The organism is Microbacterium sp. PF5 (assembly GCF_004794315.1).
GTDB lineage: Bacteria > Actinomycetota > Actinomycetes > Actinomycetales > Microbacteriaceae > Microbacterium > Microbacterium sufflavum.
In genome coordinates this window covers 1-14,890 of sequence record NZ_SSDQ01000049.1, presented here as the reverse complement: position 1 = coordinate 14,890, position 14,890 = coordinate 1, and the positions used below count along the sequence as shown (strand labels likewise).

General features: G+C 71.3%; 21 protein-coding genes. 6 read left to right on the top strand and 15 right to left on the bottom strand.

Going from position 1 to position 14,890, the window contains the following annotated elements:
* Positions 1 to 34 precede the first annotated feature (34 nt).
* On the bottom strand, positions 35 to 268 hold the full coding sequence (locus DW297_RS02905) for a hypothetical protein (RefSeq protein ID WP_240744498.1): 234 nt from the start codon (positions 266 to 268) through the stop codon (positions 35 to 37).
* 229 nt (positions 269 to 497) lie between these two features.
* Between DW297_RS02905 and DW297_RS02900 the strand changes: the two genes are divergently transcribed.
* The gene (locus DW297_RS02900) at positions 498 to 1,259 is read left to right on the top strand and encodes a dienelactone hydrolase family protein (RefSeq protein ID WP_136029193.1); all 762 of its coding nucleotides are present in this window, start codon (positions 498 to 500) and stop codon (positions 1,257 to 1,259) included.
* A gap of 56 nt (positions 1,260 to 1,315) precedes the next feature.
* Here the strand turns inward: DW297_RS02900 and DW297_RS02895 are convergent, their stop codons facing one another.
* Complete coding sequence (locus DW297_RS02895) at positions 1,316 to 2,101, bottom strand: MerR family transcriptional regulator (protein ID WP_136029191.1); 786 nt, start codon at positions 2,099 to 2,101, stop codon at positions 1,316 to 1,318.
* Between the two features lie 150 nt (positions 2,102 to 2,251).
* Here DW297_RS02895 and DW297_RS02890 point away from each other — a divergent pair, with 150 nt between their 5' ends.
* Together DW297_RS02890 and DW297_RS02885 are read left to right on the top strand one after the other, a co-directional pair.
* Positions 2,252 to 3,094 (top strand): DUF4097 family beta strand repeat-containing protein, encoded by an 843-nt coding sequence (locus tag DW297_RS02890; RefSeq protein ID WP_136029189.1) that lies wholly within the window; start codon positions 2,252 to 2,254, stop codon positions 3,092 to 3,094.
* On the top strand, positions 3,091 to 3,717 hold the full coding sequence (locus DW297_RS02885; protein ID WP_136029187.1) for a PadR family transcriptional regulator: 627 nt from the start codon (positions 3,091 to 3,093) through the stop codon (positions 3,715 to 3,717). Before DW297_RS02890 ends, DW297_RS02885 begins: the two co-directional genes overlap by 4 nt.
* 205 nt (positions 3,718 to 3,922) lie before the next feature.
* On the opposite strand, the gene DW297_RS02880 is transcribed toward DW297_RS02885, so the two are convergent.
* A complete protein-coding gene (locus tag DW297_RS02880) occupies positions 3,923 to 4,465 on the bottom strand; it encodes a universal stress protein (RefSeq protein ID WP_136029185.1) in 543 nt (180 codons plus the stop codon).
* Positions 4,466 to 4,614: 149 nt separating this feature from the next.
* Here DW297_RS02880 and DW297_RS02875 point away from each other — a divergent pair, with 149 nt between their 5' ends.
* Entirely contained in the window at positions 4,615 to 4,806 is a 192-nt protein-coding gene (locus tag DW297_RS02875) for a DUF3073 domain-containing protein (protein ID WP_136029183.1), read from the top strand.
* Positions 4,807 to 4,861: 55 nt separating this feature from the next.
* Here the strand turns inward: DW297_RS02875 and DW297_RS02870 are convergent, their stop codons facing one another.
* Positions 4,862 to 5,161: a hypothetical protein gene (locus DW297_RS02870; RefSeq protein ID WP_136029181.1), complete on the bottom strand. Its 300-nt coding sequence runs from the start codon at positions 5,159 to 5,161 to the stop codon at positions 4,862 to 4,864.
* Positions 5,162 to 5,356: 195 nt separating this feature from the next.
* On the opposite strand from DW297_RS02870, the gene DW297_RS02865 reads away from it, so the two are divergent.
* Positions 5,357 to 5,629 carry a hypothetical protein gene (locus DW297_RS02865; protein ID WP_136029180.1) on the top strand — a complete coding sequence of 91 codons (273 nt, stop codon included), beginning with the start codon at positions 5,357 to 5,359 and terminating at the stop codon, positions 5,627 to 5,629.
* A gap of 5 nt (positions 5,630 to 5,634) precedes the next feature.
* On the opposite strand, the gene DW297_RS02860 is transcribed toward DW297_RS02865, so the two are convergent.
* The 9 genes from DW297_RS02860 to DW297_RS02820 form a co-directional block, all read right to left on the bottom strand.
* Positions 5,635 to 6,948, bottom strand: coding sequence for an MFS transporter (locus tag DW297_RS02860; RefSeq protein WP_136029178.1), 1,314 nt, complete (start codon positions 6,946 to 6,948; stop codon positions 5,635 to 5,637).
* The gene (gene purF, locus DW297_RS02855; RefSeq protein WP_136029176.1) at positions 6,945 to 8,417 is read right to left on the bottom strand and encodes an amidophosphoribosyltransferase; all 1,473 of its coding nucleotides are present in this window, start codon (positions 8,415 to 8,417) and stop codon (positions 6,945 to 6,947) included. The genes DW297_RS02860 and purF overlap by 4 nt, the downstream gene beginning before the upstream one ends.
* A 6-nt stretch (positions 8,418 to 8,423) precedes the next feature.
* The gene (gene purM / locus DW297_RS02850) at positions 8,424 to 9,539 is read right to left on the bottom strand and encodes a phosphoribosylformylglycinamidine cyclo-ligase (RefSeq protein WP_136029174.1); all 1,116 of its coding nucleotides are present in this window, start codon (positions 9,537 to 9,539) and stop codon (positions 8,424 to 8,426) included.
* Positions 9,540 to 9,563: 24 nt separating this feature from the next.
* Entirely contained in the window at positions 9,564 to 10,028 is a 465-nt protein-coding gene (locus tag DW297_RS02845) for a BLUF domain-containing protein (protein WP_205812864.1), read from the bottom strand.
* Entirely contained in the window at positions 10,025 to 10,294 is a 270-nt protein-coding gene (locus DW297_RS02840; RefSeq protein ID WP_136029172.1) for a hypothetical protein, read from the bottom strand. Before DW297_RS02840 ends, DW297_RS02845 begins: the two co-directional genes overlap by 4 nt.
* Position 10,295: 1 nt before the next feature.
* Entirely contained in the window at positions 10,296 to 10,637 is a 342-nt protein-coding gene (locus DW297_RS02835; RefSeq protein ID WP_136029170.1) for a hypothetical protein, read from the bottom strand.
* Between the two features lie 126 nt (positions 10,638 to 10,763).
* The gene (locus DW297_RS02830) at positions 10,764 to 11,327 is read right to left on the bottom strand and encodes a DUF3618 domain-containing protein (RefSeq protein ID WP_136029167.1); all 564 of its coding nucleotides are present in this window, start codon (positions 11,325 to 11,327) and stop codon (positions 10,764 to 10,766) included.
* Positions 11,324 to 11,746, bottom strand: coding sequence for a phage holin family protein (locus tag DW297_RS02825; protein WP_136029164.1), 423 nt, complete (start codon positions 11,744 to 11,746; stop codon positions 11,324 to 11,326). Before DW297_RS02825 ends, DW297_RS02830 begins: the two co-directional genes overlap by 4 nt.
* Entirely contained in the window at positions 11,743 to 12,651 is a 909-nt protein-coding gene (locus DW297_RS02820) for a hypothetical protein (RefSeq protein WP_136029162.1), read from the bottom strand. Before DW297_RS02820 ends, DW297_RS02825 begins: the two co-directional genes overlap by 4 nt.
* A gap of 152 nt (positions 12,652 to 12,803) precedes the next feature.
* On the opposite strand from DW297_RS02820, the gene DW297_RS02815 reads away from it, so the two are divergent.
* Entirely contained in the window at positions 12,804 to 13,409 is a 606-nt protein-coding gene (locus DW297_RS02815; protein ID WP_136029160.1) for a zinc-binding alcohol dehydrogenase, read from the top strand.
* A 2-nt stretch (positions 13,410 to 13,411) separates the two neighbouring features.
* On the opposite strand, the gene DW297_RS02810 is transcribed toward DW297_RS02815, so the two are convergent.
* Together DW297_RS02810 and DW297_RS02805 are read right to left on the bottom strand one after the other, a co-directional pair.
* Positions 13,412 to 13,729, bottom strand: coding sequence for a potassium transporter Trk (locus DW297_RS02810; RefSeq protein WP_136029158.1), 318 nt, complete (start codon positions 13,727 to 13,729; stop codon positions 13,412 to 13,414).
* 98 nt (positions 13,730 to 13,827) lie between these two features.
* The coding region (locus DW297_RS02805; RefSeq protein WP_205828213.1) for an HtaA domain-containing protein at positions 13,828 to 14,890 on the bottom strand (1,063 nt) is incomplete at its 5' end.

The window sequence follows — 14,890 nt, the reverse complement described above, 5'->3', positions numbered from 1 at the left end:
TCGGCCGACATCGCCGGCATCGTGGCCACCGGCATCACGATCGCGCAGTCCGCGTGGGGCGACGCGGCTCGCCCCACAGCCCGGCGCTGGCGGCGAGCGCCGCGGTCGCGCAGGTGGCGATGTAGAGCGCGTGGTGCAGCCACCGGAAGTTCCGGGTGTCGACCAGGCGGAGGGCGACCGAGGCGCCGAGGGCGCAGTTCGCCGTGTAGGCGGCGGCCGCGGCGACGAACAGCGGCGCGGCGTTCGAGCGCCGACGTCGGTGGACCATGACCCGACCCTACGCCCGGGCGTCGCCGCGGAGCGCCCCCTTGCGCGCCGCCGTCCGGATTCGGTACGGCGGCCGCCCTCGACCGCGCGGTAGCCTGGGATCCCGTGCCCGAGGCGAGGAGGTGGTGTCCGTGTTCACAACGACGTCGGTGCTCCTCCGAGGAGTCGCGGTCGGGCGATAGGTCGCCCGGGAGTGCCGCAGTTCTGCCGCATTCCCGAAAGGTACGACCATGACCATGCACTTCACCTCGGCGCCGCGTCTCAGCGACGGCGTCATCGAACGCGAGTTCGTCGTCGGGGGCGTCCCCGGCGTGCTCTGGACCCCCGTCTCCGCCTCTCCCGACACCCCCGTTCCGCTCGTCCTGCTGGGCCAGCCCGGCGGCTTCGGCCTGCAGCGAATGCGCTCCCGTCTCACCGGCCGGGCGCGGGCGTGTGCCGCGCAGGGGTTCGCCGCCGTCGCGATCGAGCTTCCCGGTGCGGGCGAGCGCACACCGCTCGCCGGTGCCGCCGAGGCCCGCGCAGACCTGGTCCGCGCACTCGACGAAGCGCGCGCGCCAAGCGACGAGCTGATCGATCGGCTGATCCTGCCGCTCGTCGACGCGGCGGTGCCCGAGTGGCAGCGGACCATGGACGCGGTGCTCGCGCTGCCGGAGATCGGCGAGCGCGTCGGGATCTCGGGCGGGGTGATCGCGGTCGCGACGCGCCTGGCCGCTGTCGACCCGCGGATCGTCGCCGCGGGCCTGTTCGCCGGGAGCTACGTGCCGCGCGCGACCTTCGCCGAGGCCCGACGGATCACGATCCCCGTGCACGTGCTCCTGCAATGGGACGACGAGGGCAACGACCGCGGGATGGCGCTCGAGCTGTTCGATGCGTTCGCCTCGGCGGAGAAGACTCTCCAGGCGAACCTCGGCGGCCACACCGGTGTTCCGGCCTTCGCCGCGGAGGACGCCGCTCGCTTCTTCGCCCGTCACCTCGGCTCGGCGTCCGGCTGAGCCTGTGCCTGTCGCCCCGCTCCCGGTGACGGGAGCGGGGCGACGGGCCGGACCCGTTAGAGGTTGCTGTCCGCGTAGATGCGGAGGGCGTCGCGCACGAACTCGGCGCCGCGGGTGCCGCCGTCCGAGGTGGCGTAGTTCGCGCCGAAGCGCGGGTCGGCGACGTACATCTCGCCGAGCCCGGTCACGTACGCCTTCACGTCGCCGCCGGGCGCCGCGGCGGGTGTGCCGGGGATGCCCGTGAGCCACTCGACGTGACGTCGCGCGAGCTCCTGCGCCTCGGGGGACGCGGGGTCGGCACCGCTCTCGGCCGTGGCGACCCAGTCGCGTCCGAGGTCGGACACGCGCTGCTGCCAGTCGGCGCGCTCGGCGTCGGTCATCCCGCGCCACCAGCGGTCGCTGTCGGCGTAGGCCTGACGACCCCAGCGCTCCTCGACCTCCTCCTTGTACTGGGTGTGGTCGAAGCCGTCGAACATGTTCTCTGCCATGAGGTTCTCACCTCCTCTCAATGCCGTGATGGTGGATTCGACCGACGCGATCTGCCGCGCCAGCCGGTTCTGCTCCGCGCGCAGCAGCGCGAGGTGGGTCTCGAGGGCTGCGGCCTCGGTCGGTGCGGCGTCGGCGCCCAGCACGTCGGCGATCTGCGGCAGTCCGAGTCCGAGCTCGCGCAGCAGCAGGATGCGCTGCAGCCGCACGAGCGCCTCGCCGTCGTAGTGCCGGTAGCCGTTCGCGGCGATGCGCGAGGGCGGGAGCAGGCCGATGTCGTCGTAGTGACGCAGCGTCCTGCTCGTGGTGCCCGCGAGCCGTGCGATCTCCTGGATCGACCAGTCCGCCTTCGTCATGTCTCCTCCTCTCGGTGTGATGTCTCCACGGTAGAAGTTGACGCAACGTCAATGTCAAGCGGGCTGGGCGGTCACCCTTGACACATCGAGATATATCGTGTTCACTGAGGAACACACGATATATCGTGATTCCGACTCAAGGAGAAGCACATGACCGAGAAGTGGCTCATCGCCCCCGGCGAGGAACGCGTCATCGACATCGAATCGGCCACCCGGCTCAAGATCGGCCTGGTCGGCGGACAGGTCGACGTCATCGCCCACGACGAACCGGGCATCCGCATCGAGGTGCACGGCGTCACCACGAAGGACCTCCGCATCGAGTCCCACGACGGCGAGGTCGAGATCGACCACCCGCAGCTCGGCTGGGACAACTTCCTCGAGGTGTTCCGCAACTTCGGCTCGGGCGGCCCGCGCGCCGAGGTCAGCGTCGCCGTCCCCCGGTCAATCGCCCTCACCCTCGGCGTCGTCAGCGCCGGCGCCCTCGTCTCCGGCATCCGCAACGACGCCCGCCTCAACACCGTCTCGGGCGACATCATCGTCGACACACTCATCGGCGACCTCAGCGTCAACTCCGTCTCCGGCGACGTGCAGGTGCGCGGCCTCACCGGCTCCATCAACGCCAACAGCGTCTCGGGCGACGTCGCGGTGACCGGCACCGTGCGCAAGGCGGTCGTCGACATCGTCTCCGGCTCCACGACGATCGACGCCGCGGGCGACGTGAACACCATCACCGTCAACTCGGTGTCGGGCGGCACCACCGTGCGCCTCGACGAGTCGCTCGCCGCGAACTACGTGATCCGCTCGCTCAGCGGCCGCCTCCTGATCGACGGCGTCGAGCGCAGCTCGTCCGGTCCGAGCAATTACACCGGCACCACGGGCGAGCTCGCCGGGCGCTTCGTCGACCTGCGCGCCAACTCCGTCTCCGGCGGGGTCACGGTGCTGCGCCGCACTCCGGCCTCGATCGCCGACGACCCCGAATGGGAGGAAGCATGACTCCCGCGGTCTTCTCGCACGGCGACCTGCGGCTGTACCTGCTGTCGCTGCTGGCCGAGTCGCCGCAGCACGGCTACGGCATCATCCAGTCGCTCACCGATCGCACGGGCGGCACCTACACGCCCAGCGCCGGGACCATCTACCCGCGCCTCGCGAAGCTGGAAGAGGAGGGCCTCGTGACCAAGACCGTCGACGGCCGCACCACGATCTACGCGATCACCGAGGCCGGACGCGCCGAGCTCGCCTCGCGCGAGGCCGACCTCGCGGGTATCGAGGCGGGCATCACCGACTCGGTGCGCCTGATCGCGAACGAGGTGCGCCAGAGCGTGCAGGAGGCGATGAAGAGCCTGCGGGCCGACCTCGCGACCGCGGCGAAGGACGACAGGGCCGCGGCGAAGAGCCGCCCCCGGACGGAGACCGACGACGCGCGCCTCACGAGCCGCGACGAGCTCCACCGCGCCGATGCGATCATCAACGCGTTCCGGGCACGCGTCCGCACCGACCTGCGCACGCACGTGGCGAAGGGCGGGCTGCTCCCCGCGACGATCGTCACCGAGCTCGAGAACGCCCTCGACGAGGCCGCGCGTGGCGTCACCGCGGGCCTGAGCCGGTCGGGATCGTGAACACCCCGCCGCCGGTGGACCCGCCCGCGCGTCCGACACCGGCGGCGGATCGGTCCGCTCCGCAGCTCCCGGCGCCCACGACCGCGGCAACGGCATCCCCGCCGGAGCGCCCCCTCGCACCGGCACGCGGCATCGTCATCCACACGGGCTGACGCGAGAGGGCCCCGTCGACAATGGTCGACGGGGCCCTCTCGCGTCTGTCCGACTACTCGGGCCAGATCTCCTTCTGGTCGTCGGGCACGAGCTCGCCCAGCGGCACCACGAGCACCGAGCGATGCTGGCGATGCGTGAGACGTGCCGCCACCGAGCCGGTGAAGAACTCCCGGATGGACTCGCCGAGGCCGCGCTTGCGCGTGCCGACCACGATCAACTGCGCATCGAGCTTGTTCGCGAGCTGCTTGATCGCCAGCGCCGGATCGCCGACGAGCTGACGGGCGGTCCAGGTGATGCCGCGGTCGCGCAGCTGGGTGGCAGCGGCGGCCTCGACCGCTTCGAACTCCGCCGCTCCCGCGTCGAAGTTGATGTCGATCGGCGCCGAGTGCACGTAGCCGTCGGGGTCCTCGTAGGTCACGAAGCGGGTGACGTCGACGTGCGCGACCACCAGCGGCGCGTTCAGCAGGCGGGCGAAGCGGACGGCCTCGTCGAGCACGCGCGGATCCTGATCCACCTGGATGCCGACGATCACCGCCTTCTGCAGCGCTGCGTTCTGCGTGGCCTCATCGGAGGGGTTCGAGGTGCTGTCGGTCATGAAGATCGCTCCCTTCGGCGGCCCGGCATCGGCCAGGGCGTGTTCCCCGCATGCTATTCTGAATGCTACTCTTACCGGCCGCGAGCCGGTGTCGTGAATGACTCGGGCGCCCGTCTGCCCGCAGCTTAACTCGTGAGGGGGTCTCAGGCATGGGCCGTGGCCGTCAGAAGGCGAAACACACAAAGATCGCCCGCGAACTCAAGGCGTACAGTCCGTCGGTGAACTACTCGGCGCTGGAGCGCGAGCTCGGGCATTCGAGCGACTCCGACGAAGACGCCTACGTCGACAAGTGGGCCGATGAGTACGCGGACGAAGACGAAGACGAACTAGAGAAGGCCTAGCCTCCCGGTTCGAAACACCCGCACCTCGTGCGGGTGTTTCGTCGTGTCCGGGCCGTTACGGATGCAGAAGCGCGGTCAGGGTGCCGGTGAGCACGAGCACCGCCAGCAGCACCACCCAGCCGAGCAGGACCACGAGGTTGAGCGCGATGCCCCACGCCGCGATCGCATCTCCGCGCGGCTCGCGCTGCCGACCGAGGAGCCCGGCGATCACCCCGACCAGCGGCGGGAACAGGGCGAAGCCGCACACGAGGGAGACGACCGCGATGACGACGCTGGAGATGCTGAGGAAGCGCTCACCGGGTTCGTCCGGATGCGGGGTCGCCGCACCGGTCCTGACTCGGGATGGTGATGTCATGTCCATCGGGCACACCGCTTTCCGGCGGCCACAGACCGCGCTGCACAACGAGAGGTAACACGTTAGATTACCCCTTCGCCCCGCTCCTCCGCTTCCCTGTGCTGACGCCGGCTCGCGCAGACCAGCCGACGCGTCAGAGCCCTGCGGGTTTCCCAGGGCGGGGACGAGGACTCACGAGCAGTAAAGTTTTACATCATGGAGCGCGCGCGATTGCACTGGTGGATCTTGGCCGGGGCGGCGGCTGGCGCTCTTCTCGGCCTCTTCAGCCCCTGGGCCTTTCTCATCGAAGGCGCCTTGCTCATCCTGGTGATCCATCGCCTCACACGGCGGCCGCCTCGATCAGAAGCGGTCGTCCTCATCGCAGCCGGCGTCATTCTCGCCCTCGTCCTGGTGACGTTCGCGGCGATCGGCATCGCTACCTACTTCTACGAGGGGGTCTCCCACGGGACCTCGGTGCCGATCCGCTAGCGGCGTCACCAGTGGCCGTGCCGGCGCTCCCACTCGTCTTCGATCGTGCGGCGGCGACCGGCGACGATACCCGCGGGGATCGACACCACGAGCACCGCGGCGACGACCAGCAGCGGCACCTGCCACCCGCCGGTCGTCTCGTGCAGCAGCCCCACCAGCAGCGGGAAGACAGCCGCGATCGCATAGCCGATGCTCTGCACGAAGCCGCTCAGCGCGACGGCGCTCTCGGGCGTGCGCGCACGGATGCTCAGCAGCACCAGGCTCAGCGGGAACATGATGGCCGTGAGGCCGAAGATCGCCACCCACAGCGGCAGCGCCACGGTCGGCAGGAGCAGCAGCCCGAGCAGCCCCACCAGTCCGGCCGCGACCGCCACCAGGAACAGCGGCCGCGTCGCCTGGAACCGCACCACGAGCACGGGCACCAGCATCGAGCAGGGCAGCCCGACCAGAGCGAACAGCGACAGCAGGAAGCCCGCGGTCGCCGGGCTGACGCCACCCAGGTCGACCAGGATCGTCGGCAGCCACGCGAACGCCACGTACGCCATGGTCGACGAGGTGCCGAACACGAGCGCGAGGGCCCACGCCAGCGGCAGCCGCCAGAGCCGCCCGAACACGCGCGGGCTCGCCGACTGGGTCGTGATCGGTCCGGTCGAGGCGGCGACCGCGTCGCGCACATCGTCCACGCCGTCGGTCGGGTCGGGCGTCAGGAGCTCGGTGGGCATCGGACGATCGCGCTCCCCGCGCGTGCGCACCAGCAGCGTGACCCAGGGCACGAGCGCCAGCGCCGCCACCACGCCCCACATGCCGAGGGAGATGCGCCAGCCGAGCGAGTCGGCCACGGGCACCGCGACCAGCGGCGGCAGGAACGTGGAGACCGCGAGCGTGGTCGAGTACGCGGTCATCATGACGCCGAGACGGTCGGCGAAGTACTTCTTCACCAGCGGCGGCAGCAGCACGTTGCCCGAACCGACCCCCGCGAACACCACGGCCGTCGCCGCGAGCAGGCTCCACGAGTCCGGGGCCAGACCGCGCAGCAGCATCCCGGCCGCCATCAGCACGATCGCCACGACGGCCATCCGCTCCAGGCCGAACCGACGCTCGAACAGCGGCGTCAGCAGGCCGAACAGCGCGAAGCACACCGGCGGCGCCGCCCCGATCAGCCCCACGATCACGGACGAGACCGGGAAGTCCTCCGCGACGTGGTCGAGCACGGGAGACAGCGAGGCGACCGCGGACCGCAGCGAGAACGCGACCAGCACGATCCCGACCAGCGCGAGAGCCCGACCCTTCCAGAGCGGCCGCGCGCTCGGCGCCGTCATGAGGTCTGCGACCCCTCCACCCAGGCGAGGTATTCGTCGGTGACGGTGCCGGTGACGTATCGGCCGTCGAAGCAGCTCATGTCGAGATCCTCCAGCACGGAGCCCTCGGTGATCGCGGCCTTCAGGTCGTCGACCTCCTGGTACACCAGGTGGTCGCAGCCCAGCTCCTCCGCGATCTCGGGGATCGTGCGGCCGTGCGCGATCAGCTCGTGCCGCGACGGCATGTTGATGCCGTACACGTGCGGGTGCCGCACGGGCGGGGCCGCCGAGGCGAAGGTCACCGAGGAGGCGCCGGCGTCGCGGGCCATCTGGATGATCTCCTTCGACGTGGTGCCGCGCACGATCGAGTCGTCGATCAGCAGCACGTTCTTGCCCTGGAACTCGGCCGACATCGCGTTGAGCTTCTGGCGCACGCTCTTCTTGCGCACCGCCTGCCCCGGCATGATGAACGTGCGGCCCACATAGCGGTTCTTGTAGAAGCCCTCGCGGTACTCGATGCCGAGCTTGCGGGCCACCTCCATCGCGGCCGGGCGCGAGGAGTCGGGGATGGGCATGACCACGTCGATCTTGTCCATCGGCACGTGCTTGGCGATCGTGTCGGCCAGCTTGTCGCCCATGCGCAGGCGCGACTCGTAGACCGAGATGCCGTTCATGATCGAGTCGGGGCGGGCGAGGTACACGTACTCGAACGCGCACGGCGCGAGATGCGTCTCCGTGGCGCACTGCCGCGTGAACAGCTCGCCGTCGTTCGTGATGAACACGGCCTCGCCGGGCTCGACCTCGCGCACGACCTCGTAGTCGGCGTTCTCCAGCACCAGCGACTCGCTCGCGACGACCCACTCGTCGCGTCCCTCCGCGCCGGGCACGGTCGACGGACGGCGGCCCAGGATCAGCGGCCGGATGCCGAACGGGTCGCGGAACGCCAGCAGACCGTAGCCCGCGATCACCGCGATCACCGCATACGCGCCCTCGATGCGCTCGTGGGTGCGGGCGACCGCCTCGAAGATGCGCTCCGGGTCGAGGTCGACCGTCGACGTGGTGGCCTGCAGCTCGCCCGCGAGCACATTGAGCAGCAGCTCGGTGTCGCTCGACGAGTTCAGGTGACGGCGGTCGCGCTTCGCCATCTCGGCCGTGAGCTCACGGGTGTTGGTGAGGTTGCCGTTGTGGATGAGGATGATGCCGTACGGCGCGTTCACGTAGAACGGCTGCATCTCCTCCTCGCTCGACGCGGTGCCCTTGGTGGCGTAGCGCACGTGGCCGAGGCCGACGTTGCCGAGCAGCGCGCGCATGTCGCGGGTGCGGAACGCCTCGCGCACCATGCCCTGCGCCTTCGCGTTGTGCATCACGCCGTTGGCCTCCGCCGTGGCGATGCCCGTCGCGTCCTGCCCGCGATGCTGCAGCAGCAGGAGCGCGTCGTAGATGTCCTGATTGACCGGGGCTGTCCCCACCATTCCGACGATGCCGCACATGGGGTGTTACTTCGCTCCGTCCGCGTAGGCGCCCACCAGGCGCACCGCTCCACCGTCGACGCCCTTGGCGCCCTGCTCGAACTCGCCGGTCGGCCGCGGGCCGAAGCCGACGGCGCCGACCTGCCACGCGGGCATGCCCTCGGCGTCCAGCGCCGCGATCGCCGCGTCTTTCTTGTCGCCGGCGACCACCGCGAGGAAGCCGACGCCCAGGTTCCAGGTGCCCTCGGCCGACTCCAGCGTCGACCCGGCGATGTCGCTCAGCACGCGGAACACCGGGCTGGGCGACCACGTGCCGCGGTCGACCTCGGCCCAGCTGCCCTGCGGGAGCACGCGCGCGAGGTTCGCCGCGATGCCGCCGCCGGTCACGTGACTCAGGGCGTGCACGCCGCCCGCGAGCTGCTCGATCAGGCGCAGCAGCGGCAGCGTGTACAGGCGGGTGGGCTCCAGCAGGGCCTCACCCCACGTGGTGCCGAAGTCGGCGGCGGTGTCGGCGTACGAGATGCCGGCGCCCGTGATGATGTGACGCACGAGCGAGTAGCCGTTGGAGTGCAGGCCGCTGGAGGCGACCGCGATCACCGCATCACCGTCCTGCACGCGCTCGGCGCCGAGGATCGCATCCGCCTCGACCACGCCGGTCGCGGCTCCCGCCACGTCGTAGTCGCGCGGTCCGAGAAGTCCGGGGTGCTCGGCCGTCTCGCCACCGACCAGCGCGGTGCCGGTGGCCGCGCACGCCCCGGCGATGCCGCGGACGATGTCGGCGATGCGCTCGGGCACGACCTTGCCGCACGCGATGTAGTCGGTCATGAAGAGGGGCTTCGCACCCACCACGACGATGTCGTCGACGACCATGCCGACCAGGTCCTGCCCGATCGTGTCGTGCTTGTCGATGGCCTGCGCGATCGCGACCTTGGTGCCGACGCCGTCGGTGCTGGTCGCCAGCAGCGGACGCCGGAAGTCGCGCAGCGCGCTCGCGTCGAAGAGGCCCGCGAAACCGCCGACGCCGCCGAGCACTTCGGGTCCGTGCGTCGCGCGCACGGACGACTTCATCAGCTCGACCGCGAGATCGCCGGCAGCGGTATCGACACCGGCTTCGGAATAGGGGTTGGTGGGGGAGGCAGCCACTCGAACAGCCTACCGCCCGCAGCCCTACCGGATCTCCAGAGCCTCGGCCCGCTGCGCGGCCTGCCGCACGCGGAACCACATCGTGAGCTCCATGAGCGCCCGGCCGATCATGTCGTGGTCGCCGACGCGCAGATCGTCGAACGAGTCGCGGTACCCCTCGGCCAGGCGCGGCTCGGCGGCCACCATCGGCTGATACCCCATCGTCCAGTCCGCGAACCGGCGCTCGTGCAGCGGTTCGCGCAGGAGCACCCGCACGTCGTGGTGACGCGGATCCTCGGAGATGCGGGTCATGAGCGCCTCGACCACGCCCTCCTCGCCCTCGAGGATCTGCACGAACTCGCCCTCGCGGTACAGCAGGAGACCGGTGATCTCCCGCGCCTGGTTCGCCGCGCGGCTCGAGGCGAGCAGGGCCTCGAGCTCGTCGTCGTCGAACGCGCGGGTGGCGGTGCTGCAGTAGACGAGCGAGAGCAGCGCGTGGTCGATCGTCATCCGAGGTGTCCCCCTGCAGCGGTGTCGTCCGTCATGGCCTCGGTCACCGCGGCGATGGCCGTGTGATGGTCGGTGAAGTCGCCGATGATCTGTGAGGCGGAGTCGAAGGCGCGCCACAGGCCCCCGGGCTGGCGGTCGACGTAGCCGAGGAAGGCTCCGGCGTGGCTGCCCACGTAGAACCCGTCCGCGACCGACGCCCACAGCGCCTTCGACGGTGTGTGCGCGGCGCCCTCCTCGGGCACGTCGAGCGTCTGCGGATGCGACACGTCAGACTCCGCGGTCCAGGTCGAGGTCGATCGCCGGCAGTCCGTCGTCGTCGACATCCCCGTCCTCGGCCGTCGGCTTCGGGTAGAAACGGTGCTCGCGCAGGGCTGCCGCGTCCGCGGAGAAGTCCGGGTCGTCGCCGTTCGACGACTGCGGACCGACCAGGAGGTCGTTCCCGACGCCGACGATCAGGTCGGCGCTGTCCTTCTCCCCGTCCACGTGGATCGGGATCTGCACGGCCGCGGACTCGCCCTCGCTGGCGAGGGAGGCGGCCAGGGTGACCAGGGCGTCCGCCACGTCGTCCGTCGTGACGACCTGCTGCCCGGCGTAGGAGACGAGTTTCATGATCATGACCCTGTCATGAGGGAGCCGGTCGGAGAACGGGCTTGCGCCCGGAGCCCCCGACCGGCTACAGAGCCCGGGGGTCCGGTGCCGTGCCGCGGCATCGGACCCCCGGGGAGCGCTCGCCGATCAGCTTCCGGTGACGGTGTCGCGGGCGTCCTGCGCACTGCCCTTGACCTCGTCCACCGCGTGGGTCGCGTCATCGCGGATGTGCTCGGCGGCACCGGCGGCCTCGTCTTTCACGGCCGCGAACGCCTCCTGCGCCGGCTCCTTGAGATCCTCGCCCACGGTCTTCGCGACCTCGGTGACCTCGTCGACCAGCGGCTGGGCCTTCTCCTTCAGCTCGCCCGCCAGCTCCTTCTCCTTCGTGGAGGACGGGATGACGGCGGCGACGACGAGCCCGGCGGCGAAGGCCATGAGCCCCACCGCGAGCGGGTTGCCCTGCGCCTTCGCCACGGCGTGCCGGCCGGCATCCGCCACCGAGGACGACGCGTCGCCCACGTGACTGCCCGCGTCGTCGGCCACGCCCATGACGCGGTCGACCACGGAGCGCGCGGCACCCTTCATCTTCTGCGTCTGCCGGTGCACGACCTTCGAGGGGGTGACCTTGTCGGCGAGCGCGTCGACGTCCCTGCCGAACTCCGCCCTGGTCCGCTCGATGTCCGCGCGGATCGCGTCGGGTGAATCGCTCATTTGTTCTCCTCATTCCTCTTCACGGCATCGGGGATCCGCTTGAGGCTGTCCACCGTGCGCGGCGCCCCCTCGATGCTCTTCAACTGCGTGCGTCCCGCCAGGAACAGGACCAGGGCGACCAGCGCCCAGATGACCGCGACGATCACGGCCGACCAGCCGAGACCGGTCACGTAGTAGCCGAGACCCCACCACAGCGCGACGGAGAGGAAGAAGACGGCCATCATCGCGCCGTAGCCCGCCCCGCCGAGCATGCCCGCTCCGCGGCCGGCCCGCGTCGCGGACTGCTTGAGTTCGGCCTTCGCGAGTTCCAGCTCCTGTCGCATCAGCGTGGACAGGTCGCTCGTGACCTCGCTGAGCAGGTCGCCCAATGAGGTGGTCTCCGCCTTCTGCTCCGAAGGCGTCGGGGTGGCGTCGGTCATGGTCGCTCCTCGTCACCCGGTGCGCGGTTGGCCGCGTCCGTCCTGTCGTAGAGCGGGGTGTCGCCGCGGTCCTCGTCACGGGTCACACCCCACGGCGCGGTACCCGCATCGATGCCGCTCATCCCATCGGGGGCGCCGGGCACCGTGCCGTCGGTCGGCAGCGGCGGCTGGCCGAGCGTGGTGCTGCCGCCCGTCTCCGTGGCTCCGGCTGCACCGACACCGGCACCCGCGCCCACGCCCGCGCTCGTGGAACCGGGAACCGCCGCCGGCGTCGTCGCCGCCGGGTCGAGGTTCGGAGTGGCCCCCGCTCCCGAGAGCCCGGAGGCGGTCGCCCCCGGTACCGCGGTGGTGGAGGCCGCGCCCGCGGTCGGCGTCGACGTGCCGGAACCCGACTCCGCCGCCCCCTCGGACAGCGCCCGGGTCAGGCGTCCCACGACGAGTCCGGCCACGGCGGCGACCGCGATGAACGTGCCCGGCTTGGCCCGCGCGTACGACTTCACCTCGGTCAGCAGCGACCCCGGGTCACGGTCGCCGATCCAGCCGGCGATGCCCTGGATACGGGTGGAGGCCTGACGGACCAGATCCGCCGCGACCCCGCCCTCGGCGTTCTGCGCCATCGAGCCGAGCTCTCCGCCGACCGACCGCAGCCCGTCCGCGACGCGACGCTGCTGGATCGCCGCCTGCTCCGACAGCTCGGCCGTGGTCTGGTGGTACAGGTCGCGGATCTGGTCCTTCGCCTCGTGCGCCACAGCGCCGGCCTCGGCCTTCGCGGTCTCGACGACCCCCGCCGCCTCATCCTTCGCGGTACCGGCGACCCCGGCCGCCTCGTGCGCGGCGGTCTTCACGGTCCCCGGCGACTCGTCCGTGCCGCCGCCGGCGACACCCTGTGCATTGCTCTGCGACATCGTTCTTCCTCTCGACTCCGCGCCGACGGCCGCCGACGTGCAGGCAGGTCTACTCCCCCCTCCGGGTATCACGGCGAGGGTTGACGCGGCTCGTCCAGGGGTTTACCTTGCGAGGACGCCGAGCCCGGTGCACCGCCCCCTACGATGGGCGCATGGCCGACAAGCCGCAGTGGCTCATCCGCGAGGACGCGAGCGTCCCCGTGCTGGTCGCGCTCGCCCTGCGGCAACTGCTGGGCATCCGCGCGCCGGAGAACCTGCCCACCCTCCGGGAGCTCCCCGTGCGAGCGCCGGATGCCGTGGACGCCTCGCCCGCCATCGAGGCGCAGTGGCGCGACTACTGGGACATGACGGTCGAGCCACGGGCGCATCACTCCGGGGTGCCGCTCGAGCTCATCGACGGGTTCGAGACGCTCGTCGCGCTGCCCGCGACCGGGGCCGACGAGCTCGCCGCGGCGATCCGGCCGCACGCCGCGACTGCCCTGCGCTTCGCCCACGCGGCGCACGACCGCTACGTCGGCGCCATGACCAGCCACACCGGCGGCGACGCCTACCGCGCCTATGCGAGCGCGATCGCGGAGTTCGAGCGGGAGATCGGTCGGCGCGCCCACTCGTTCGAGCTGAACGTGCAGGTGCTCCCGCTGTCACAGCGGGGCATCTGGTGGATCGGGGCACTGTCGGTCGCGGTGACCGACGGCCTGCGGCGTGACGTGGTGGCGTTCGACGCGGCCATCCGGCCCGTGATCGCCGAGCTGGCCTGAGCTCAGTCCTCGCCGTCGACGACGGTCTCGCGGTCGACCTTCACCACGCGGTCGTGGCGCCTCGCGACCCGCTCCAGCACGAGCCCGGCGACCCCGCCGAGCGCGAGACCGAACGGCACGGTCCACAGCAGCAGGAACCCGAACACCTGACCGGGGGGATACACCACGTCGAGCGCCTGCGACTCGTCGTAGCTGCCCATCATCGTGAGGACGCCCGCGACGACGACCCCGAGCACGACCCCGATGCCCATGAGCACGCCGTACCGCGGCACACGGCGCACGGTCGCTTCGACGGTCTGGTGGGAATCCTGGGGGGCCATGTCTCCATTGTCCCACCGTCCGGGCGGGTCGGGCACCCGGCCCCCTGCGCACCCGCCCTCCCCCGGGTCGTCCGGGAGAGGGCGGGTGCGTCCGCGGCTCAGCCCTCGGTGGTCTCCGGCTCGGCCTGTGCCGTGCGGCTGCGGCGGGCGATCAGCACGCCTCCTCCGGCGGCGAGCGCCACGACGACGAGGCCGCCGACGATCCACGGCCAGACCGGTGCACCCTCCGTGTCGGCCGGCTCCGTCACCGCGGTGACCGCCGCGCTCGCCCCCGCGTCCGCCTCCGGCTCCTCCGCCACGGCCGTGCCGCACGCGGTGTCGACGGGGATCACGGCGGTCACCGGGTCGAGCTGCTCCCCCGCCTGATACGTGCCGAAGGCCGCGGCCCCCGCCTCGGTGAGCGTCGTGGCCACCGCGTCCAGCCGGAGCGCGCCGTCGACGACCGCGGCGTCCGCGAGCGGGAACTCCGCGAGTCGCACGCCCTGCTGGTCGACGCTCTCCCCGGCCTGCGTGGTGCCGGTCACGTCGAACACCAGGTAGCCGGTGTCGCCCGCGAGCTCGACCCTGGCGTTCCCGAGCGTGGTGTTCAGCGCACCGTCGTGACCCGTGAACGCGATGCTGCCGCCGTAGGTGACGAGCCCGGTGAGCGCGGTGCCGTCGAGCGAGCCCGCACCGTTCTCCCACACGAAGTCGGGGTAGCGGTAGGCCACGTCGGTCAGGGTCCAGCCACCCTTCGCAATGCCCTCGATGTAGGTGCGGAACGACTCCTTGTACCCCCAGTTCAGCGTCGCCCCCTCGACCGTGCACGTGCCGATCGCGGCGGTCGCGCGAGCGAGGGTGAACGCGAGACCGCGGTCGACCGATCCCTGGAACGTGAGCGTGTGCGCGCCGTCCTCGAGCGCGGCGGGCAGGGCGCCCGACCAGGTCGCGACACCCGAGGCATCGGCGGTCACGGTGTCGAGCAGCACGGGCGTGGAGTACACCACGACCTTGATGCCCTCCTCGTTGGGGCGGAACCCGGAGGCGGTCACGGTGGCCGGCTGCCCGGACGCGAGCGCGGCGAGGTTCTGCTCGTCGACGTCGATGCCCTCGCTCGCCGGCGGGGTCGCGGGGAGCGTTGCCCGCTTCACGACCGCAGCGGCGGCGACGGTGCCGGTCGAC